The organism is Bacillus sp. AR2-1 (genome assembly GCF_008368755.1).
Classification (GTDB): Bacteria; Bacillota; Bacilli; order Bacillales; family Bacillaceae_G; genus Bacillus_A; species Bacillus_A wiedmannii.
Map to the genome: position 1 here is coordinate 47,349 of NZ_QORY01000006.1, position 23,234 is coordinate 70,582.

Consider the following 23,234-nt stretch of genomic DNA (forward strand, 5'->3'; position numbering starts at 1 on the left):
GAAATAAAAGATCATCCGCTATTATAGTGGATGATCTTTTATTATATAGCTGACTTATTTTTTTAAGCCAGCCGCATAAAAAGGTCCATGAACTGCGATTGTTGATAAAATACGAGCAATTTCCTCAGGTGTTTCTTTTTGCCCGTTATTTAACCATTGCTGAATGACACCTATATGAGCAGATGCCATATATGAAGTTAAGTATTGGCTTGGGACAAGTAAATTCTCCTTATTAATGAGAGCACCATTCGTATCTTCAAATAGTGTTTTCCACATAAAGTCTTTCAGTTTTGTTTGGAAAGATAAATCTCCTTTTGGGCTTAATACTGCTTTCATAAAATCACTATTTTCATTTAGAAATTCAAGAATAGAAGTAATAAGTATAAACGGCATTGTTGGGGAAGGGTTTGACCCAAGATCAGCAATAACTTCAGGCAATCTCTGTTTGGCAATGCTAGAAAACTCATACATAATTTCTTCTTGGCATTTCGTCATTAAATCAAATTTATCTTGATAATGTGCATAGAAAGTACCGCGATTTATGTTTGCTTTCGTTGTAATATCTTTCACTGTAATGGCGTCAAAACCTTTTTCCTCAATTAACTCAACCAATGCGTTTCGTATGGCAGTTTTCGTACGAATAACACGTAAATCTAAATTACTATCGCGCAAAGCATGTCCCTCCTTAATTTTTCTCAACACTTTTCAAGAATGTGTCTTATAACCGACACATTCACGATTTTTGATTATTGTATAAGGTTCAACTCGAACATATAATTTAAAATATAAATAAACAACACGTTGTTGGTTATTATAAATCAAACTATAGGAGGAGAAAAGAAAATGTTTAAAAATAAACTTTTATATGTATCACCAGTTATTGCACTACTTGTTGTTTTTATTTTTTCATTAACGTTATTTCCAACCGTTCAACCACAGCCGAAAAATTTGCCAATCGCAATTGTAAATGAGGATCAAGGAGTAGAAATTCCGAATCAACCGAAGATGAATATGGGGCAAACGATTGTTGATAATATGAAAAAGACATCAAAATCAGATGAAGAACCTGCGGTGAAGTGGGTAGAAGTGAAAAATAAAGAAGCAGTTCAAAAAGGCTTAAATAATCAAGAATATTACGCAGCATTAGTTATTCCAAAAGACTTTAGCACAAAACAAGCATCATTACGAACACCACAGCCATCTTCGCCAGAGGTAGAAATATTCATAAATCAAGGAATGAATACAGCAGCTTCAACTATGGCGGGGCAAATGTTAAATGTGATCGTTGATAATATGAACAATACTGTTCGTACACAACTATTAGAAGGATTGAAAGCAAAAGGAGCTACATTAACAGCAGACCAAGTTTCAAATGTAATAACACCTATTGCAAAGAAAGTGAAAAATGTGAATGAAATCGGCAAAAATAGTGCGAACGGTAACTCGCCGATGTCTTTATTCCAGCCGTTATGGATTGCAAGTTTAGCGAGCGCAGCAATTATTTTTATTGCGATAAGTAAAATGCGAGTAGGTACAAGAAAAGAAAACTTCGTATTAAAACTAAAACAAATAATAACAGGGGCTGTCGTGGCACTTGTAATTGGATTTGGCCTCACATGGATCGCGGATGGTATGGTAGGTTTAAATATTTCGAATTTCACGGATACGGCACTGTTTTTATCAATTACGTCCTTTAGCTTCTTCTTAATGATATCAGCGGTACTTTCATTAGTTGGACTAAAAGGAATTGGTGTATTTGCTCTCTTACTTTTCTTTGGGGCACCGTTATTATCGTTAGCACCTGAAATGTTGTCGCCATTTTATCAAGACTGGGTGTACGCATGGTTGCCAATGCGATTTATGATTGAAGGACTTAGAGAAATATTCTTCTTTGGAAAAGGGTTAAGCTGGAGTACACCCCTTACTGTGCTCGTTTGGATTGGCGTAGTAAGTATGGTTATTATTTTAGCGACAGCTTTCAAACGTAGTGTAGTAAAGGAACAAAAAACTGAAGTGAATGCATAAAAATAAGTAATGGAAAAACCGTTTCACTAGTAGTGAAGCGGTTTTTATGTTGAAATACAAGTAAGGGTATAAAATATATTGATATAATGAAAGGGAGTTAGCTGTTTTTTAAACTAACTGTCCATTAGCTAGGATTGGGATGAAGAAATCCTACTGAAAACTTTGTCGTATTATATAATTATTGTCCCTAATATACTTTATTTTTGTTAGTTTTTCTGCATTTTCTACCATACAGCGTAAAATCGTAGAGGTTGTTGCAAAGTTAACAAAACATAAACATGCAAAAATAAATGCATAAAGAAATATAGTACTCAAGATTATCTTAAAAAAGTAAGGATTTCATAATAAAGCTCTTTTAAGAAGGTATAAACAAAATAGACTAGTTTAAAATTGAACGTATGAAAAAGGAATGAGAGGAAGAGTAAAATGAAGCAGATTTCAATATTAATAGCGGATGATGAGGTGGAAATTGCTGAATTAATTGGGATACATTTAGAAAAAGAAGGTTATCATGTTGTGAAAGCTACTGATGGAGAAGAAGCAGTTCTTATCATTCAATCGCAACCAATTGATTTAGTTATTTTAGATATTATGATGCCGAAAATGGATGGTTATGAAGTAGCAAGACAAATTCGGATGAAACATAATATGCCAATCATTTTCCTAAGCGCGAAAACATCTGATTTTGATAAGGTGACAGGTCTTGTACTAGGTGCGGATGATTATATGACAAAGCCTTTTGCACCAATTGAATTAGTTGCACGTGTAAATGCACAATTACGTCGATTTCTTACGTTAAATCAACCGAAAGTAGAGGAGAATAAATCCGTTTTAGAAATAAGCGGAGTGGCTATTAATCTTGATCAACGAAAGGTAACTGTATATGGCGAACAAATTGAATTAACTCCAAAAGAGTTTGATATTTTATATTTATTAGTGAGTCATCCGAAGAAAGTGTACAGTGTGGAACACATTTTTCAACAAGTGTGGGCGGATGATTATTTCGATGGTGGAAGTACAGTTGCGGTACATATTCGTACTTTACGAAAAAAAATTGGGGAGGATACAAGAAAGGATAAGTTAATAAAAACGGTATGGGGGGTAGGTTATACGTTCAATGGCTAACATGATGAGAAGTTTTCGTTTTAAAATGATTGCTTTGTTTGCGCTAAGCATGGTGTTAGCAGCTGGCGGAACATATATAATTTATAAAGCATTACAGTTTTATTATAGAACGATGGTACGTTACGAAGATTATTTAGCTCAATTTAGACCAATTGTAGATATTAAATTCTTTTTAATGTGTTTTATCCCACTATCTGTTGTATTCTTTTTCTTTTTAACAAAACCATACTTAAAATATTTTAATGAAATTTCTAACGGTATTCACCATCTTTCTAACGGTGATTTTACAAAGAAAGTTCATATTACTTCAAATGATGAATTTGGCGAGATTGCGCGTGAAATGAATATAGCGAGTGAAAAATTAAAAGAGGCTGTTGAGAGAGGTGACTTTGCAGAAAGTAGTAAAGATCAGCTCGTCGTTAACTTAGCTCATGATTTAAGAACGCCTTTAACATCTGTTTTAGGTTATTTAGATTTAATTCTTAAAGATGAGAGTTTATCGAAGGAGCAAATTAAACATTTTTCTATGATTGCATTTGCGAAATCACAGCGACTTGAAAGCTTAATTGATGAGTTATTTGAAATTACGCGAATGAACTATGGCGTGCTAAAGTTAGATAAAAAAACAATTAATATAAGTGAATTGCTTATACAATTAGATGAGGAACTATATCCATTATTGGAGAAACATCATTTAGAAGCTAGGTTGAATGTTAATCCTCATTTATATATTTACGGTGACGGGAATTTGTTAGCTCGAGTATTTGAAAATCTTGTAACAAATGCGGTTAGATACGGAGATAATGGCCAATTTGTTGATATGAAAGGATATATTGAAAATGGAGAGGTTATCGTACAAATTATTAATTACGGAGATAGCATTCCAGAAGAAGATTTACCCTATCTTTTTGACATGCTTTATACAGGTGATAAAGCAAGAACAGGGCAACAAGGTGGTACAGGCCTTGGATTATTTATTGCAAAAAATATTGTTGAACAGCATAATGGAACGATTTCAGCAGAAAGTAATGTAATTAGAACAATATTTGAAGTAAGGTTGCCAAAAGAAGAGAGTTCAAGAATTTAATAAAAATTTAATGTTTACCCCACTTTTTATTTAACTAGTTTTTTCTATCCTATACGTATGTTAGGTCAAGGAGGAACTGGTAATGAAAAAGTGGGGCTTTTTATATTGTACATAGTATGTACGAGGCTTTATATATCATTTTCAAAAACGTTCAAAAATTATTAAAGAAAAGGACGTACAGTTTCTAAAAGTAAAACACATGAAAAAGTGAGGATATTATGATATGAAGAAAGCAAAAAAACTAGTCATCGTTGGTATGGTCACAATTGGTTTAGGAGTCGGGTCGTATATGACATTTGCAGGAGAATCTGAACCAGCTGAAACTTATAAAACATATAAAGTGACAAAAAAACAAATAGAGAATGAGCAAAAATTAGGCGGCGAGGTTATCCCAAATGGTATAGAAACAATTTCATTCGATCCAACAAAAGGTACGTATGAATTAGCTGTTAAAAAAGGTGATGAAATAAAAAAGGGGCAGCTTCTTTTTAAATATAATGCCCCAATTACTAAACAAGGTGTAACAGAAGCGGAAATGCAACAGAAAATCGCGCAAAAAGAAGTAACACTGCATCAGAAACAAATGGATGCAGTGAAGCAGAAATTAAAAAAAGATAAAAACGCTAATCTTCCTGAGGAAACGTTAAAAGCATCAGAAATCGAAGTACAACAATTAGAATCGCAACTTGAAATGAAAAGGTTTGAAGTAGAAAAAGCTGAGGAAATGATTAAAGCAGCAAAAGAGAAAGTAAACACACTTTCAGTAACGAGCCCGGCTGATGGTGTAATTGATGACATCGTCAAAAATAATGATGCTGGAATGAGTGGGATTACGCTTCGTCACGCTGGTCCATTTAAAGTCAAAGGTCAACTGTCTGAATATGAGCTTGCGAGTGTGAAAGTTGGACAAGAAGTAATAGTTTCATCAAAAACTGTATCTGGTAAGACGTGGTCAGGAAAAGTTACAGAAATCGGATCTACACCAGTAAAGAATATGGATGAAAACAAAAGAGTTTCTAGCTATCCATTCACTGTTACATTAAACGAGAGTGAAGGATTACAAAACGGTTTCCACGTAAACGTGACAAATAAAACAGGCGAAGCAACAGGTACAATCGTTCCGAAAAGCAGTATGGTGAAAAAAGGTGACAAAGATGTTGTATTCGTTGTCAAAGATGGAAAAGCGAAAGAACAAGTAGTTACGGTTGAATTTGAAACGGATCATGAAGCAAAAGTTTCTGGAGTGAAAAAAGGTGTACAAATTATCTCCGAACCTATGAAAAATGTAAAAGATGGTATGGAGGTTAACACAAAATGATTCATTTAAAAGGCATCACGAAATCTTTTCAAAACGGTACAGAGTCCGTCCAAATATTACATGGAATCGATGTAATACTGAATCAGGGGGAATTCACTTCCATTATGGGACCATCAGGTTCTGGTAAGTCAACCTTAATGAACATTATCGGTTGTTTAGATAAACCAACTGCAGGTACGTATGAGCTAGCTGGTCAAAATATTTCAACTATGTCTGAAACAGAACTTGCACACGTACGTAATAAAGAAATCGGCTTTGTATTCCAAAATTTCATGTTACTACCAAGGCTTACAGCCCTTCAAAATGTAGAATTACCTCTTATTTATGCAGGAGTTGATAAAAAAGAAAGACGCGAGCTTTCGTTAGCTGCTTTAACGAAAGTTGGGTTAGCTGAACGTGCTACTCATCTTCCAAGTGAGTTATCAGGTGGTCAAAAACAGCGTGTTGCTGTAGCGCGTGCAATTGTAAATAATCCGAAATTTATTTTAGCCGATGAACCAACTGGTGCACTTGATACGAAAACGAGTGAACAAATTATGGAGCTCTTTTACGAATTAAATAAACAAGGTTCAACGATTATTATGATTACTCACGATCGTGAAATCGGAGAAGCAGCAGCACGTCAAATTGTAATTCGTGACGGCAATATCGTACAAGATTGGAGAGAATAAATTTGAATACGAATGAAAATATACGCATGGCCATATCTTCTATTTTTGCGCATAAAATGCGATCTATATTAACAATGTTAGGCATTATTATTGGAATCAGTGCAATTATTACAATTATTTCAATGGGAGATGGACAGACTGCAAAGATGCAAAAGGAACTTGCAGAGAATCAGCATATGGATGAACTTAAAATAGAATACTTCAACCCGGATTCTCCGACAGAAAAAGCAAAAATTACACCACATATGGTAAAGCAATTGCAAGTGATACGAGGTGTAAAAGGTGTGTATCCCAATGTGCATATGGACGTAAAAGTATATACGGGATCAAAAAATGTTTCCTTTAGTTTAAATGGGGGAACAGGAAACTTTATGCAGGACTCTAAAATGAAAATGGTGCATGGGCGAGAGTTAACAACGGATGAACTGAAAAAGCCAATTCCTGTTGTAATTGTAGCTGAAGATTTATTTAAAACACTATTTGAAACTTGGAAAGATGATTTGTATATAGATATAAAAGGAAAACCATATAAGGTTGTCGGGGTGTACAAATATGAAGACGGTTTTCAACGTCAATTTAAATTGTATGAAGGGTATACATCTATCGATAATGCAGCTTTAATTGCAGGGATTGAGGAATACGATACAGTGAAAATTAAGTTATCTTCTCCAAGTGAGCGAGAGGCTGTAGAAAAACAAGCTATATCTGTATTGAATGAATTGAAATCCCCAGAATTTGAGCATTCTTTTACAGTGGAGGATACGAAAGCATATGGTCAAAAAATAGAAGAGTCAACACGAACGATGAAAATAGTATTTGCTAGTATTGCTGGGATTTCCTTACTTGTAGGTGGTATTGGTGTGATGAATATTATGTTAGTATCCGTTACAGAGCGTACACGTGAAATAGGTATTCGAAAAGCGCTCGGTGCAACGAGAGGAAAAATATTAACACAATTTCTCATTGAAGCATGTATTTTAACGTCATTAGGCGGGGCGATTGGTTTTGGATTAGGTATGTGTTTTGCTTGGATCGCTTCATCAATAGGTGAATGGCCACTAGTTATTTCTGTAAGTCTTGGATTACTCTCAGTTGGAATATCGATGTCAATTGGTATTGTCTTTGGCATACTGCCGGCTAATAAAGCAGCTAAATTAGATCCGATTGAGTGTTTGCGATATGAATAAGTGAAAAGGTAATTTTTTTGAAAACAAGTCATTGATGTAATGTCTTCTATTTCTGGAGGGCTGGCTGGTGACCTTATCTAGCTGTGCCCTTTGTCATATTTTACATCAATTATTTCCTGGAGGTTCCGATAAATGAATTTATTTGATATAGTTCAACGTAACATACGGCGTAATTTTAAAGAGTATATACTTTATTTTGTATCGTTAGCTTCAAGTATGCTTATCTATTTTATATTTGCATCACTTCGATATAGTACTCAAATAAAAAAAGAAATGGTTAATAATGTGATGATTAATAGTGTTCTTCAATCTTCAAAAGTGATTCTCATTATTTTTATAGCCATATTTATTATTTATTCTACTAATTTTTTTATAAGGAAACGTAAAAAAGAGGTAGGATTATATTCTTTACTAGGAATAACTAAAAAACAAATTGGTACGATGTTATTTTGTGAGACTATGATAATGGGAGGCGTTGCGTTAGTAGTTGGCATACTGATTGGCAGTATGAGTTTTAAGTTATTTTTAGAGCTGCTAATGAGTTTAATGAAATTACATGTACCTATTCATTTTGAGTTATCTATAAAAGCAATAATAGACACGTTCATCGTCTTTTTATCTATTTTATTATATACAGCATGGAAAAACTCTCGCATTATTTATAAATTTCCATTGATTGAAATGTTTCAAGCTAATCATCAAGGAGAACGGATGCCAAAAGGTTCTGTACTTAGGGCGTATATAGGTCTTATTTTAATGGGATTAGGATATATATTAGCAGGCTTCTTCCGTGAAGTAGTAAATATTGTGTGGAATCCCATTGATCCTATGAACCCACTTATAAATCCTATAATGATTCCAGTTTTTATTTTGTTTTTAGTTGTTTTTGGGACATATTTTCTATTCACTTCTTATACAGTTATTGTTTTAAAGAAAATTAGAAGTAAAAGAGAAATATTTTATAGCGGTATAAATATAATAAACATTTCGCAATTACTATACCGAGTAAAAGGGAACGCTAAGTTACTTGCAACAATTGCTATATTAAGCGCTACAGCTTTAACGGCAATTAGTACAGTCGCAGCAGGGTATTATGTAGGGCAATCTGAAACAAATGGAGATTTTATGCAACTGTATGGAGTTGCGTTATTTATTGGAAGTTTTTTAGGGGTAATATTTGTTTTGACGACAGGTTCAATTATATATTATAAACAATTATCTGAAGCGTATGCTAATCAGAGATATTATGAAACTCTTCGGAAAATAGGTGTTACGAAAAAAGAGGTAAGAAAGTCAATTTCGAAACAAGTTAGCTTTAGTTTTATTTCACCTCTAATAGTCGGACTTGTTCATAGCTTATTTGCGATACCGATAATAAACAATATACCTATAAATAACATCATTATTCCTATTTTAATTAGTAGTGGTGCATATTGCATAATTTACTTTGGGTATTATGTATTAACTGTTTATTCCTATTTTAAAGTTGTGTATAAATGAAATGTGTAAAAGATAAAACCGGTTCACTATTAGTGAACCGGTTTTTTTTTGAATTCATTATTACTCTATAGGAAAATAAAGCAGTGATAGATAGGTTTTTTTAATCGAAGAGTTCGGATTTGCGTTTTCCTTTTATATACATGCTCCTGCTATTTCAAATTGCATAAAATGTTATGTGAAATAATGGAGGGGATACGATGTATAATTCGAATGATTATGATTGGTATAGGCAAAATGATAAGTTGATTCGTGATATTGAGAAAGCAATTAATGGAGAGTTTAGTGCAATAAGTTGCTATGCGAAATTAGCCAACATGGCTCCAAATGCGGCGGAACGAAATCAAATTCTTGAAATTCGTAACGATGAAATAAAGCATTTCCATCATTTTGTACAGATCTATACAAATTTAACTGGTCAGCAGCCTAAACCACAAATTACAGAAGAATGTCCAAATACGTACTTACAAGGATTAGAATTCGCAATACAAGATGAACAGAAGACAGTAGATTTTTACTTGGAAATTTCAGATGAAGCATCGGATGCACATATGAAAGAGTTATTGCGCAGAATAGCTGCCGATGAACAAAATCATGCGGTGTGGTTTTTATATTATTTTGTGAAGACGAAGTGAGCATTAAGAATAAATGGCTGATGTGATGAATATATTAGAATTTATTTTAAAGCGCAGTGCAACAATTGCATGAAAAACTTAAATATAAGCATAAAGAAACCGTTTCATAAGTAGTGGGACGGTTTTTTTTCGCGGTGAAATACAAGTTACATAGATATCTACAAAATATGGTAATTGAATTTGGTATATAATGTATGAAATGAAAACGAAAATAAATAAGCTAGGAGCAAATAAATGAAAAGAGGAATTACAGTAGATATTCCAAATGAATATGATAATTTACTTTGGAAAGTGTTAAAGCCAATTGATATTTCTTCATATGATTGGTGGGTAGTGAGGAGTCATACTTAATAGCACGTGGTGGATTGGATGAGGCATTATTTCCAGAAGAACCAAGTATAGTGGAAGGATCAGATTTGAAAATATTATTTAAAGACAATATATATTATGTTATTTTTGCAGATTTAAAAGCGTATTCAAAAGGAGAGGAAGTAGTAGATATTGAAACATATGAAGAATTTAAAGAGAGTAAGTGTGAATTAGTTTTACTAGTTGCGGATTGTACATACGTCACAATTTACGCTAAAGATCAAAAACAGATTGAATTGATGTATGAAAACGCAAGGAATCAAGGTTATTATGTTGAATACGTTACCGACGAAAATGACGGTAGAACGCGTTTATCAGTATGATAGCGATAGGAAAGGGGAACAGCGATATGGAGAGAAATACAGTTAAAGAATATACAATTCGAACTGCTACTGAAGAGGAAAGTGATAGCATAATTACTCTATTAAAAGAAGTAGCAGAGTGGTTACAACATAAAGAAGTGGATCAGTGGCAGTATCTATTAGGTGGAGAAGCTACGGCTGAAATACTAGAAGGTATAAGAGAGAAATATACATATGTGGTTATGAAAGAAGATGAAATTGTCGGTACAGTTACAGTATCTCCTAAACAAAATAAATGGGATGAGCGTATTTTTGGTAAGGAGGAAGTTTCAGATTCTTTATATATTCATAGATTTGCAGTGAAACGAAAGTATAAGGGGAATGGAATCGGAGAGTGGATTTTACAATGGATAGACGAGAATGTGTACTGTGACAAAGAGTTTTTGAAACTAGATTGTGTTGGGCATAATCGTACGTTGAATGATTTTTATAAGAGAAATGGCTTTGAATATGTTGGAAGTACAGAAGGACTTAGTAAGTTTCAAAAAAGAAGGGGGTAAGTGGATGAATCAATTTCCTACTGCTTTAGTTAAAAGGTTGATAGAGGAACAGTTTCCTGAATGGGCACATTTAGAAGTGAGACCTGTAAAGTTTAGTGGGCATGATAATAGAACGTTTCATCTAGGGGATGAGATGAGTGTAAGATTGCCAAGTGATGCGGCATATGCACCACAAGTAGAGAAAGAAAATAAGTGGCTACCTCTATTAAGTAAGGAAATTTCTTTACCAATTTCTACACCAGTTGCGAAAGGTAATCCATCTGAAGCGTATCCATGGCCTTGGTCTATTAATAAGTGGATAGAGGGCGAAACAGTTACGAAACAAAATGTTCGTGACTTAAATGAATTTGCGGCGGACTTAGGAGCATTTTTAGTAGAATTACAATCCATTGATGCGAGTAATGGACCGATAGCTGGAGCGCATAATTTTTACCGAGGCGGGCTTATATCTGTATATGATGAAGAAGCGAGAGGTGCTATCGAAAATAATAAGGACGTTTTTGATGAAACTGTATTAAAGCACCTTTGGGATGTAGCACTTCAGTCAACGTGGAAGCGTAAACCAGTTTGGGTTCATGGAGATGTTGCACCAGGAAATTTACTCGTTAAGGACGGAAAGCTTTGCGCCGTAATTGATTTTGGGATTTTAGGAGTAGGAGATCCTTCTTGTGATGCAGCGATGGCATGGACATTTTTTGATAAAAGTAGCAGAAACGTATTTAAAGGAGTATTGTGCATAGATGAAGAAACGTGGAATAGAGCGAGAGGATGGGCACTTTGGAAGGCGTTAATTACATATGATGCGAATAAGACTAGTAATAAAATAGTGGCAGAAGAATCGTATCGTGTTATTCAAGTTATTGTGGATGATTATGAGAGGTAGTAGAAAAAGCCTATTTTAAAATAGGCTTTTTCATATGATTAAATATTAGAAATCGAAAGAAGGAATGCAACGTTATTATACAGAATATTTAGATAATAGGAGGTGTCGAATTTTGAGTGAAATTGAATTAAAAAAGAATGTAATTAAGACAGGGAGTGAGAAGAGGATCATTCTTCGGTTTATACTCGCTAGTCTAGTTGGGGTGTTTATGTTTTTCGTACCAGTTACGATAAATGGTGCTTCGTCCATTATGATTGATCATATCGTATCATGGATCAGGACTTCGGTTCCGAGCGTCGTACCTTATTACGCACTACTCGTTATGATAATGGGTGCAATTTATCCGTTTTATACAAAAAAATGGAATGCATCTATCGTAGACATTTGTTTTTCTAGTTTAAAAGTAGTTGGTGTTGTCTTTGGTGTATTATATTGCTTGAAAGTAGGACCAGCTTGGTTCTTTGCACCAGATGTAGGGCCGTTTTTGTATGAAAAACTAGTAATATCGGTAAGTTTACTCGTGCCAATTGGTTCGGCTTTTTTAGCGTTATTAGTCGGGTACGGATTACTAGAATTTATCGGTACGTTTTGTCGTCCGATTATGAGACCGTTATGGAAAACACCTGGACGATCAGCAATTGATGCGGTTGCGTCCTTTGTGGGGAGTTATTCGTTAGCTTTATTAATTACGAATCGCGTGTATAAAGAAGGGAAGTATACGACAAAAGAAGCAGCTATTATCGCTACAGGTTTTTCTACAGTATCCGCAACATTTATGATCATCATCGCAAAAACATTAGACATTATGCATTTATGGAATGTTTATTTTTGGACTACTCTTGTTGTAACATTCATCGTAACTGCTATCACCGTAAGAATCCCACCACTTAGTAGAAAACCAGATACATATGTAACGGAAGAAGGGTTCCCAGAGCCCGTTTATAAAGAGAAAATGCTAGAACGCGCTTGGGAAGATGCGCTGGAAGTATCGAAATCTGCACCGAGTATTATGAAAAATATCGCAGTAAATTTAAAAGACGGATTTATCATGACAATGGGCATTTTACCATCCATTATGTCAGTCGGATTAATTGGTATCGTCTTAGCGAAATTCACGCCAATATTTGATTGGATCAGCTATATTTTCTATCCGTTTACATGGCTATTACAATTACCAGAAGCAGAACTAGCTGCTAAAGCGGCATCCGTTGGTATTGCGGAAATGTTTTTACCTTCTCTTTTAGTTGTAAGTGCACCACTTGTGACAAAGTTTGTCATTGCGGTTGTTTCGGTAGCATCTATATTGTTCTTCTCAGCTTCCATTCCTTGTATTTTATCGACAGACATTCCGTTAAAAGTATCGGAACTTATTATTCTCTATGTACAAAGAACGATATTAACGTTACTTATTATTACGCCGATTGCTTATTTGTTACTTTAAAGTTTTAAAAAGATAAATCTCTAACAAAAGAAGCCTTCTGTAAAAGGAAGGCTTCTTTTGTTTAAAATCGGGGTATTCCCACATCACTATCATGCTAAGAAAATCAAATATCCTAAAATGTGAAAATATACTATTTTCTGTTTTTTTGATGTTTTTATTTATTTTTTGAATATGACGTCATGCTTCTTAAGAAGATTCCTAGTCCTGCAAAAAAGAAACCTAAGCATAATAAGCTGCCTGGTGTTCCCCAAGTAATTTGATCTAGCATTTTCATCCCCTCCCATTTATCATTATATAGCATTTATTGGGAATTATCAAAATTTTCCTTTTTAAAGGTTAGTGATGAGCTTGCCCGCCTTATACGAGAAGAATATATTTGAAAAGGAATTGTTTTAAATACATTCTATTATTCTTATAAAACGTTTTCTTTTCATATGATATAGTAACAACAAAGGGGGCTTTCAAATGGAAATAATTCACGAAAGAGCAAAGTTACGGATAATAGATAGTGATGATGTCGAAACTTTGTTTTCGATTGTAGAAGGAAATCGGGGTATTTGGGCGTATTTAATCTCTAAAATGGATACTGCGCAAGACATGCAGCAATATGTGCAAAAAGCGATACAGGGTTATGGAAATGGTACTCAAATACCTTTTGTTGTAGTGGATCAACAGACGAATACGATTGTAGGAAGTACACGTTTATATAATATTTCAGTAGAAGATAAAACAGTAGAGTTAGGGCAGACTTGGTATCATCCAAGTGTGCAACGTACGAGTATAAATACAGAGTGTAAGTATATGCTTCTTCACTATGCTTTTGAAAAATTGCATATGCTGAGAGTACAAATTAAGACGGATGCAAGAAATGAAAAAGCACAACGAGCAATTGAACGTTTAGGAGCAGTTAAAGAAGGTGTGCTTAGAAATGAAAGAAAATTACCAAGTGGTCATGTGAGAGATGCAGTTGTGTATAGTATTATTGCAAGCGAATGGCCAATAGTGAAAGCTCGCTTATTGGAAAAATTAGAATTGTATAAAGAAAAGTTATAATTCGTGTTTTGAAAGGTATATTGTTCGTAATACATGAAAAATATACCTTTTTTCTTACAAAATGCTACTTTATTTTAATTACTTTTGTTTCATCGTTCCCTTCTGAGAAAAAATTCGTTACAATGTAGTTGTATGGTAATAAACTTATGAATTTAAAACATGTAATGAAAACCGCAAATGAAAATGAATTGATAATCCTCAATTTTAAATGAAAACCCTTTTATATATAAATAACAAGTAAAGTTCCTTCTTTTAAATAAACTCAAACAAAACGATTTGATATAAATGTTTTTTATAGAAGTATGGATGATGTACGGAGGCAATTACAAATGAAAGAAAATAAGAAAAGTAAGAAAAGACGAATCTTTCAAGTATTTTTACTAATGATTTGTTCTGCTATTTTATATGTAAGTTATGCAGCTTACGATATTTGGAGCTATCGTTTTAAAACAGATGATAGTATGAAAACGGATGCTGGTATCGTACTAGGAGCGGCTTCTTGGAATGGAAAACCATCCCCTGTATTTAAAGAAAGAATTAATCATGCGATTTCTTTATATAAGAACGGAAACATTAAAAAGATTATTTTTACGGGTGGTACAAAGTTCGAGGCAGAACTTGAGGAAGCGCGTACTGCAAGAGTATATGCAATGAAACAAGGTGTAAAAGAGGAAGATATTTTAATTGAAACAAAATCCCTTTTCACAGAAGAAAACTTAAAGAATGCGAAGGAAGTTGGAATAGAGAACGGAATACGCACATACACGATTGTAAGTGATCCACTTCATATGAAACGCGCAATGAGAATCGCAAAACATATTAATATTGAAGCGTATGCTTCACCAACGCCGACATCAGCATATAAAACGTTAGACACAGAAATACCATTCTTCTTTAAAGAATTATTCTCGTACATTGGATATGTAACCTCTTTGCCGTTAAAGGCATTGAAGGGAGACTAATATAAGAAAAGAACCTATTTTAAATGGGAACTTTTCTTATTGGTCAAAAACATTGTATTTTTATCGGAATAGTGAAACAATAGAGAGGTAGCTTCATATAATCATAATGAAAAAGTGAGCGGTTGATGAATCGAACATAAAGGAGATTATAGTATGGCACTCTCATTTGTTGAAACAGAAGAACAATCTTTCATTATTGAACAAATAAATAAATTGATTCCGAAGTTCATGGAAAGAGAGCATCAACTAAGTGAATTAGGATCATTTCCGTATGAAAATATAAGTGATTTGAAAGATATCGGATATACGAAATTAACGTTACCGAAGGAATTTGGTGGTAGTGCGATTTCTTTATATGACTTTGTTTTATTTCAAGAGAAAATCGCGGAAGGCTGCGGAGCTACTGCGTTATCGATTGGCTGGCATATTGGCATTGTGAAAGAGCTAGCGGAAAATCACTCTTGGAATGATGAGATGTTCAAATGGTTTTGCGAAGAAGTACGTAACGGTGCACTCTTTAATCGGGCAGCAACAGAACCAAAAACAGGGAGTCCGACGCGTGGTGGTAAGCCAGAAACAATAGCGGTTCAACAAGGTGAGAAGTGGATTATAAATGGAAGAAAAACTTTTACAACGATGGCGCCAATACTTGATTATTTTATTATTTCAGCGAGTATTGAAGGTCGAGAAGAAGTTGGAGAGTTTGTCATTCCGAGAAATACGCTCGGTGTATCCATTGAAGAAACGTGGGATAGCGTTGCGATGCGAGGGACTGCTAGTCATGACCTTGTCTTACAAAATGTAGAGATAGAAAATCGCTTTTTTACAGATGTAAAGGGCGGGAAAGTGAAACAAAAGGGCATTGGCTGGTTGCTACATATACCAGCATGTTATTTAGGAATTGCACAATCAGCAAGAAATTATGCAGTTCAGTTTGCGGGATCATACAAGCCAAATAGTTTAAATCATTCTATTAGTTTATTGCCGAATGTTAGAAGATTAGTTGGAGAATTAGAACTTGAGCTTATGCAAGCTCGCGTCTTTTTATATCAAATTGCGAAAAAGTACGATGAGGCAGAGGATAAACTATCATTGCAAGCCGAACTAGCAGCAGTGAAATATGCTGTAACAAATGCGGCAATATCTATTGTAGATAAAGCAATGCGCATCGTAGGAGCAAAAAGTTTATCAGAAAAAAATCCGCTTCATCGTTACTATTTAAACGTCAGAGCAGGATTGCACAATCCGCCGATGGATGATGCAACACTATCTATGCTGGCGGATGCGGCGTTTCGGTCGTAGTAATTTTAAACTTGTATTTTATTGTTTATGAGTAATATAGTTGTTTTGAAAGCACGTGTTTGAGTAGTAATCAAACACGTGCTTTTTATGTGTTTAATATACTAGTTTAAAACGAAGCGTTGTAAACATTTGTCGTATCTAATCCCATATTAAAGGTCTTTCCAAGTTTATCATTCGTAAATATTGTAAAAATTGACCAGCATGGACCGCATCATGATAGGCAATTCGTAATAGCATGTCGCCTAAATATCTTTGATAGCCAACATCGCTTCGATCAATAAGGGTTGAATCTAGCTCGGCTATGCTTATTGATTGTACATATTCTATGAAGTCAGTAAAGTATACTTGTGCCAATTCAATTTCTTTTTTTACACAAGTAATTGGCTCGTCATCATACGGGAAATGTATATCATTTATTGAGCCGTTGTTTTTTAAAATCATATGATAATAAAAAGTTGAGCTCCATACATGACGAATCATCTCACCAAAGGACATAGCTTCATGATCAGGCTTCCAATTAAGAAAATTATCGGGAAGAGAATTCCATAATGTTTCTGAGCGCCTTCTCGTTTCTTTCAAATTTAATATACTAAGATCAATTGCATTCATAATACATTCTCCTTTACTATTAAACTTAAAATAATTGTATCAGTTTAATAGTTAGGGTATCATCGAAATATGAATGTATATCCGAATATCTCATATATAGCTAAACTAATTGCTGAACCTACAAGAGCAATTATCTTAGATTGTCTAATGAATAATCAGGCACTACCTGCTAGCGAATTGGCTTATATGGCAAAGGTGTCACATCCAACGATTAGTTCCCATCTTTCTAAATTAGTAGAGGGGAATCTACTTACAGTTGAACAACATGGTAGACATCGTTACTATCGACTTGCTAATCAAGAGGTAGCAGAAGTTCTTGAAAAGTTAGGAACAATTGCACCATCAGTCCAAGTTCGGTCTTTAAAACAATCGGATCAACTAAAACAAATTCGTTATGCTCGAACTTGCTATGATCATCTTGCAGGCAGACTCGGTGTAGAGATAACTGAAAAATTACTACATAGGGAATTTATAATTTTAAAGGAAGGAGAATACATTGTAACGGAACAAGGTAAGCAATGGTTTCTGAATTTTGGAATAAATATTGAAACGGCAGATATAAAGAGAAGGGTATTTGCAAAACCTTGTCTTGATTGGAGTGAACGACGCTACCATATTTCTGGTTGGTTAGGATCTGCGATAGCAAAACTATTTTTTGAACAGGAATGGATTACAAAAACGGATAAGAATAGAGCCGTCCATCTTACAAAAAAAGGTATGAAGTTATTGAAAGACCAATTAGGCATTGACATGGAAAATAAAAAAGTCCATCAAAATGCAGTGCCTCCTATCGAGTAAACAGTATTAAATAACCTGAGTTCTATATTTATATAGACTCAGGTTATTTGATTTGTTTTAAAATCTTTGATGATATTTGCATATGGCAACTTTAACCTCATTTGCTTTACGGAAAGAGGTTAAATGAAAACATAGTAGTTTGAGGCAGTTCTATTAAATTATTAATCATATTCATTGAAAATTAAGCGTAAGAATATAGTAAATGAAGGGAGATATAAAATGAATAAAATTAAACTGAAAGTATTAAATGTAAGATATGTAGTGATATGTATTTTATTCACTATTATATGTATCCTCACTTCATTCTTCATTTCTAGTAATTCCAGCGTATTTAAATCATTTTATATGAATCAGTTGTTAGGAACGAATTCTACTAAAGGTCTTATGTATATGATAGGAAGTGAAAATCGTTATTTTGCAGAAGAATTTCATAAAGAAAAAGGACGAGCGTCTTTGGAATCTTTTTTACTGTCACTTTCTACAAACATTAATGTAAATGATCTCCGAAGTTTATTAACTAGAGAACTTCCTAATATGAATCAATTTTATTCGGAAATATTAATTGCTGGGGAAGGAACAGATTATACGAACATTCCTGAAGAATCCAGTATTCCTTTAGATAACATTAAAGATAAAGGTACTGCTATTAAACACCCAAAGAGTGGGAAAGAAAACAATTCTACTGGTGAAAATTCAAATACACAAAATAACGGTGAAAATAAAGTTTTTATTTATCATACACATAGTTGGGAAGCGTTTATTCCTCTCATTCCAGGTGCTACGATACCCGATGATGCTTCCAGTACAAATAATGAAGTGAATATTACGTTTGTTGGAAACTATTTAAAACAAAAGTTAGAAGAAAAAGGAATAGGTGTTTCACATGATACGACAAATATGAGGGATTTTCTGCGAAATAAAAATTTAAATTGGGCCCAATCTTACAAAGGATCCCGTCAAATATTACAAGATAAATTAGTACAAGATAAAAATATTATGTTTCCAATGGACCTTCATAGAGACGATGCACGAAAAAATATTACAACAAAAAATATTAACGGAAAGAATTATGCTCGGCTTTATTTTATTTTAGGACGAGAAAATCCTAACTATGAAAAAAATAAAAAAATAGTAACGGCAATAAATTCATATTTAGATGAGAAGTATTACGGTTTAAGCCGAGGGATTTTTATTAAAGATCGTAAAAGCGGTAACGGAGTATATAATCAAGACCTTTCTCCCAATGCATTACTTATTGAAATGGGAGGGGTAGATAATACACCAGAAGAATTATATGCTTCCATTGATGCATTAGTAGAAGCATTTAGCCACTATTATAATGAAGTAACTAAGAAAAATAACTAAATGTATAGGGGAAACCTAGTATTTTTGTAAAATAAAAAGGAGTGACACCTAGTCAGAAGTTCTAGGGGTTACTCCTTTTTTAGTAGAATATAATATTAACAATGAAGGCAATCAATAAAAAAAATCTTTCTTTTCATTCTTCTTTTTACAGTTTTATAGGAGAATGCTATGCTTCTTATTTCAGCTACTGTATAATAAGAAAAAAGCACGAAAAGAGGTCATCTCATGCTAGAGGTTATTGCAACATGTTTAGAAGATGTGAAACGAATTGAACGAGCTGGCGGGAAGCGAATTGAATTAATTACATCTTATACAGAAGGCGGTTTAACGCCGAGTTATGCATTTATTAAAAAAGCGGTAGAAGCAGTACATATACCGATTCACGTTATGATTCGTCCGCATGCGAAGTCTTTTACATATACGGAAGAAGAAATTGAAATGATGAAGGAAGATATTATCATTGCGCAGAAGTTAGGTGCAGCTGGTGTTGTATTAGGTGTATTAAACGAACGAAATGAAGTGGATGAAGAGAAATTAGCGAATTTACTATCTGTTGTAGATGGAATAAATGTAACGTATCACCGAGCGATAGATGATATAGAGAATCCAGTAGAAGCGATGAAAACTTTAAAGAAGTTTCATAAAGTGACTCACGTTTTAACCTCAGGTGGACAAGGAAATATAGTAAAGAATATTCCGGTGCTTGCAGAAATGCAAAAGGTAAGCGTTGGTCAAATTCAGCTTGTAGTTGGAGCTGGTGTGACAAAAGAAAATATAAAGCAATTGCTAGATGAAACTGGAATTTCGCAAGCTCATGTCGGTACAGCGGTTAGAGAAGGGAAATCATGTTTTTCTGAAATTGATCTTAATTTAGTACAAGAATTAGTTCAAATCATACAATAAACAGTTAAGAAAGAGGAGAAACGATGAAGGAAAATACGAAGAAAGAATTATTCTCATGGGCTAAAACGATAGGATTTACTCTTGTATTAATTGCTATTATTCGCGGTGTTTTATTTACACCTTCATTAGTACAAGGTGAATCGATGATGCCTACTTTAGAAAATAACGAACGAGTTCTTGTGAATAAGATTGGTTATAGTATAAGTGGATTAGATCGCTTTGATATTATCGTCTTCCACGGAAAAGAAGGATACGATTTAGTAAAACGAGTGATTGGTTTACCAGGCGATACAGTGGAGTATAAAAACGATGTTTTATATGTAAACGGAACAGCGATGGAAGAACCATATTTAAAAGAGTTTAAAGAAAAAGCAGCAGGCCGTGTATTAACTCCAGACTTTACGTTAGAACAAATCACTGGAAAAACGAAAGTGCCAGAAGGCCAAGTGTTTGTTTTAGGAGATAATCGTGAAGTTTCGAAAGACGGTCGAATGTTCGGATTTATTTCAGAAGATGAAATTGTCGGAAAAGGCCAAGCTGTTTTCTGGCCGTTGAAACAAGTAAGAGCGCTATAAAGAAGTATGGGAGAAATATTCTTCCGGTGGATTTACATCACATTTTTTGTAAAACTGAATGTTCATTTAAGAAAGACAGAGGTCATTTTGATTATTATTTTTCAGAATGGCCTCTGTTTATTTGAAGATAGTATTGCAAGGAGGGAATTTAAATGATAACGAAAGAAGCAGAAGTTATCTTAAACAGGAAAGGAGCCAGGAAAGTAAACGAAATTCCTAAAGAGGTCTTACAATTACTACAGCAAGGGAAAATAGAAAGTGTTAATCTAACAGAATGGCTAGCTATAAATCATATTGAACTACTTAAAAATGTCTTACCTTCAATAGGACTCAAGAATAGTTTGGAATGTATAGTAGCTGAATTAGAAAAACAGAACGTTGAAACAGGAATGAAAGTCATACGAAAAACAGGAACTTTATTGGATGAAATTATACTCAAAGAGAATGAAGGAAACAAGGAAGACATATTGTTAAAATTATCTGATCATATTTCAGATAGTGTACGATGTTGGGCAGCGTTTATGAATAAAAAATCAAATAACACATTAAAAGATACATTAACGTACATTCGACCTTTTGCGGCGGATCATCATTTTGGTGTTCGAGAAATTGCTTGGATGTCTATTAGAGAAGATCTTTCACAAAATATAGAAGAAAGTGTGGAATTGTTAGTAGAATGGGCAAAAAGTGAGGATGAGAATATTCGTAGGTTCTCTGTAGAATCTATTCGTCCTCGAGGTGTATGGAGTAAACATATTGAAATATTAAAACAAGAACCTGAAAAAGCACTTCCCATTCTTAGTTTACTTAAATCAGATCCATCAAAATATGTACAAGATTCGGTTGGAAACTGGTTAAATGATGCAAGTAAAACTAAACCGGATTGGGTAATGAACCTGTGTAAAGAATGGGCAAAGGATACTGACATAAAATCAACTAGTAGAATTATTAAAAAAGCTAAAAGAACGATTTTGAAAAAGAAGTAATATGTAACTAATAGACTTGTTAAGTTGTACGAAGGAACAATCAATCATGTTAAAAAAAGAATATTTTGAATAAATAGGAGAAGAGCATGTATTGATCAATACATGCTCTTTATATTTTTTTTTATATTAGTGTTATGAATGAAAGGTGATCAAATTTCATTTCAAATCTAAACTTCTGTACTTTTTATTGTAACTTTTATTCTAATAGTTTTGTGTCAGTATGTACTTTTGAAAGTGAACCGTCTCTATTTCTAAAAATAATTTTATATTCACCGTCAGGAAGCCAATCAGTCCAGTGAATATCGAATTCACTTATCGCTTGTTCCCCAGGTTTTAAAGTTCCGTCAATCATCCAAGCACCTTTAGCGTTATAGAAAGTATAACGCTAAAGGAGAATCACCTGTATTTTGTACAAGAACGCTTAAATTATCTCCATTTAAATAGTTGGAATTATAAGTGGTTGATCCGAAAAATGCAACGTCTTCGTTAGTTATGGTACGTTGTTCAATTTGAGAGTTTAGTTTCGTATCCTCGTTTGTCGCAAATGTCACATTATAACCTATACAAAAAGATAACATAATAGCAGGAATTACTAGCAACTTTTTCAAAAGAAACACTCCTTATATGTTGGATATGTAATAGTTTGATGTGAAAATTTACAAATGCATTTAATTATTTACGTTTTTTAAACTACTGACAAATATATCGGTTCATGAGATTGAAAAAAATATTGATAGAATTGAAAGAATATTTTATAATTTTAAATTATATGTTTGTTTCGAAAAACGGAATTTAAGTTCCGAAATTCGGAACAAGAGGGAGATAGAATGAGTATAAATAAAACGGCAGTTAAGACAATGGATATTTTAGAGTTGTTTTATGAGCATGAAGAGCTAAGTTTAACAGATATGGTTCAGCTTACGAGTATGCCGAAAACATCTGTTTATCGTTTAATTGGCTCGTTAGAAGAAATGGAGTTTTTACAAAAAAATGAGAAGGGGAAGTATCGTCTAGGAGTCGTTTTTTTACGGTTCGGTCAACTTGTTTCACAAAGATTATCCGTAAGAAATATTGCGATTCCATATATGAAAGAGCTTAGAAATAGTTTAGGACAGGCAGTTAATTTAATTATTCAAGATGGTAATGACGCGATTTATGTGGAAAAGATGGAAGGTGTTCAGCCTGTACGAGTGTATACAGCTGTTGGAAGAAGAGCACCGCTTTATGCTGGCGCATGTCCGAGGATTTTACTTTCGTATTTCTCTGAGGAAGAGAAACGGAAATACGTAGAGGAAACGGATTTAAAACAGTTTGCAGATGGAACAATTGTGGATAAGAAACAATTGCTAGAAGTGTTACAAGTGGCGAAAAAGGAAGGACATACAATTAGCTACTCTGAGTTAGAAAATCATACAGCGGCTATAGCAGCGCCCATTTTCGCAAGCGATGGAACGGTTGTAGCAGGTATTAGTATTTCGGGATTAGCAATTGAGTATAACGAAAGTAACATTGCATATTTTATTGCGAAGGTGAAAGAAACAGCACATCGAATTTCGAAAGAACTCGGCTTTTTAGCATAGA

General features: G+C 33.9%; 22 protein-coding genes and 2 pseudogenes. 21 read left to right on the plus strand and 3 right to left on the minus strand.

What is annotated here, in order from left to right:
• Positions 1–54: 54 nt before the first annotated feature.
• Positions 55–672, minus strand: a complete 618-nt coding sequence (locus DT250_RS04835) for a TetR/AcrR family transcriptional regulator (protein ID WP_088063894.1) — start codon at positions 670–672, stop codon at positions 55–57.
• 132 nt (positions 673–804) lie between these two features.
• Between DT250_RS04835 and DT250_RS04840 the strand changes: the two genes are divergently transcribed.
• From DT250_RS04840 to DT250_RS04910, 15 genes and pseudogenes are all read left to right on the plus strand, one after another.
• A complete protein-coding gene (locus DT250_RS04840; protein ID WP_149212832.1) occupies positions 805–2,025 on the plus strand; it encodes a YhgE/Pip domain-containing protein in 1,221 nt (406 codons plus the stop codon).
• 426 nt (positions 2,026–2,451) lie between these two features.
• A complete protein-coding gene (locus DT250_RS04845) occupies positions 2,452–3,150 on the plus strand; it encodes a response regulator transcription factor (protein ID WP_149212679.1) in 699 nt (232 codons plus the stop codon).
• Positions 3,143–4,237, plus strand: coding sequence for a HAMP domain-containing sensor histidine kinase (locus DT250_RS04850; protein ID WP_149212680.1), 1,095 nt, complete (start codon positions 3,143–3,145; stop codon positions 4,235–4,237). Before DT250_RS04845 ends, DT250_RS04850 begins: the two co-directional genes overlap by 8 nt.
• 223 nt (positions 4,238–4,460) lie before the next feature.
• Entirely contained in the window at positions 4,461–5,555 is a 1,095-nt protein-coding gene (locus tag DT250_RS04855; RefSeq protein ID WP_149212681.1) for an efflux RND transporter periplasmic adaptor subunit, read from the plus strand.
• Positions 5,552–6,226: an ABC transporter ATP-binding protein gene (locus DT250_RS04860; RefSeq protein WP_097890320.1), complete on the plus strand. Its 675-nt coding sequence runs from the start codon at positions 5,552–5,554 to the stop codon at positions 6,224–6,226. The genes DT250_RS04855 and DT250_RS04860 overlap by 4 nt, the downstream gene beginning before the upstream one ends.
• A 2-nt stretch (positions 6,227–6,228) precedes the next feature.
• The gene (locus DT250_RS04865) at positions 6,229–7,413 is read left to right on the plus strand and encodes an ABC transporter permease (RefSeq protein WP_149212682.1); all 1,185 of its coding nucleotides are present in this window, start codon (positions 6,229–6,231) and stop codon (positions 7,411–7,413) included.
• A gap of 132 nt (positions 7,414–7,545) precedes the next feature.
• Entirely contained in the window at positions 7,546–8,913 is a 1,368-nt protein-coding gene (locus tag DT250_RS04870) for an FtsX-like permease family protein (RefSeq protein WP_149212683.1), read from the plus strand.
• A gap of 197 nt (positions 8,914–9,110) precedes the next feature.
• Positions 9,111–9,545, plus strand: coding sequence for a ferritin-like domain-containing protein (locus DT250_RS04875; RefSeq protein WP_000282808.1), 435 nt, complete (start codon positions 9,111–9,113; stop codon positions 9,543–9,545).
• 234 nt (positions 9,546–9,779) lie between these two features.
• Positions 9,780–10,237, plus strand: a pseudogene (locus DT250_RS04880) (DUF2691 family protein).
• Between the two features lie 26 nt (positions 10,238–10,263).
• On the plus strand, positions 10,264–10,776 hold the full coding sequence (locus DT250_RS04885; RefSeq protein WP_149212684.1) for a GNAT family N-acetyltransferase: 513 nt from the start codon (positions 10,264–10,266) through the stop codon (positions 10,774–10,776).
• A 4-nt stretch (positions 10,777–10,780) separates the two neighbouring features.
• A complete protein-coding gene (locus tag DT250_RS04890; RefSeq protein WP_149212685.1) occupies positions 10,781–11,659 on the plus strand; it encodes an aminoglycoside phosphotransferase family protein in 879 nt (292 codons plus the stop codon).
• Positions 11,660–11,771: 112 nt separating this feature from the next.
• Positions 11,772–13,100: a YjiH family protein gene (locus tag DT250_RS04895; protein ID WP_149212686.1), complete on the plus strand. Its 1,329-nt coding sequence runs from the start codon at positions 11,772–11,774 to the stop codon at positions 13,098–13,100.
• A 465-nt stretch (positions 13,101–13,565) separates the two neighbouring features.
• The gene (locus tag DT250_RS04900) at positions 13,566–14,153 is read left to right on the plus strand and encodes a GNAT family N-acetyltransferase (RefSeq protein WP_149212687.1); all 588 of its coding nucleotides are present in this window, start codon (positions 13,566–13,568) and stop codon (positions 14,151–14,153) included.
• Positions 14,154–14,482: 329 nt separating this feature from the next.
• Positions 14,483–15,115, plus strand: a complete 633-nt coding sequence (locus DT250_RS04905; RefSeq protein WP_060487279.1) for a YdcF family protein — start codon at positions 14,483–14,485, stop codon at positions 15,113–15,115.
• A 153-nt stretch (positions 15,116–15,268) separates the two neighbouring features.
• Entirely contained in the window at positions 15,269–16,417 is a 1,149-nt protein-coding gene (locus DT250_RS04910) for an acyl-CoA dehydrogenase family protein (RefSeq protein ID WP_088063886.1), read from the plus strand.
• A 138-nt stretch (positions 16,418–16,555) separates the two neighbouring features.
• Here the strand turns inward: DT250_RS04910 and DT250_RS04915 are convergent, their stop codons facing one another.
• The gene (locus tag DT250_RS04915) at positions 16,556–17,026 is read right to left on the minus strand and encodes a DinB family protein (protein WP_149212688.1); all 471 of its coding nucleotides are present in this window, start codon (positions 17,024–17,026) and stop codon (positions 16,556–16,558) included.
• A 69-nt stretch (positions 17,027–17,095) separates the two neighbouring features.
• Between DT250_RS04915 and DT250_RS04920 the strand changes: the two genes are divergently transcribed.
• From DT250_RS04920 to DT250_RS04940, 5 genes are all read left to right on the plus strand, one after another.
• Positions 17,096–17,824, plus strand: coding sequence for an ArsR/SmtB family transcription factor (locus DT250_RS04920; protein ID WP_088063884.1), 729 nt, complete (start codon positions 17,096–17,098; stop codon positions 17,822–17,824).
• 219 nt (positions 17,825–18,043) lie between these two features.
• A complete protein-coding gene (locus tag DT250_RS04925; RefSeq protein WP_149212689.1) occupies positions 18,044–19,189 on the plus strand; it encodes a stage II sporulation protein P in 1,146 nt (381 codons plus the stop codon).
• Positions 19,190–19,414: 225 nt separating this feature from the next.
• Complete coding sequence (locus DT250_RS04930) at positions 19,415–20,092, plus strand: copper homeostasis protein CutC (protein WP_149212690.1); 678 nt, start codon at positions 19,415–19,417, stop codon at positions 20,090–20,092.
• Between the two features lie 23 nt (positions 20,093–20,115).
• Positions 20,116–20,667, plus strand: coding sequence for a signal peptidase I (lepB, locus tag DT250_RS04935; protein WP_088063882.1), 552 nt, complete (start codon positions 20,116–20,118; stop codon positions 20,665–20,667).
• 152 nt (positions 20,668–20,819) lie between these two features.
• On the plus strand, positions 20,820–21,653 hold the full coding sequence (locus DT250_RS04940; protein WP_149212691.1) for a DNA alkylation repair protein: 834 nt from the start codon (positions 20,820–20,822) through the stop codon (positions 21,651–21,653).
• A 196-nt stretch (positions 21,654–21,849) separates the two neighbouring features.
• Here DT250_RS04940 and DT250_RS04945 read toward each other — a convergent pair.
• Positions 21,850–22,261: pseudogene (locus tag DT250_RS04945) on the minus strand (hypothetical protein).
• 219 nt (positions 22,262–22,480) lie between these two features.
• Here DT250_RS04945 and DT250_RS04950 point away from each other — a divergent pair.
• On the plus strand, positions 22,481–23,233 hold the full coding sequence (locus DT250_RS04950; protein WP_088122511.1) for an IclR family transcriptional regulator: 753 nt from the start codon (positions 22,481–22,483) through the stop codon (positions 23,231–23,233).
• Position 23,234 lies beyond the last annotated feature (1 nt).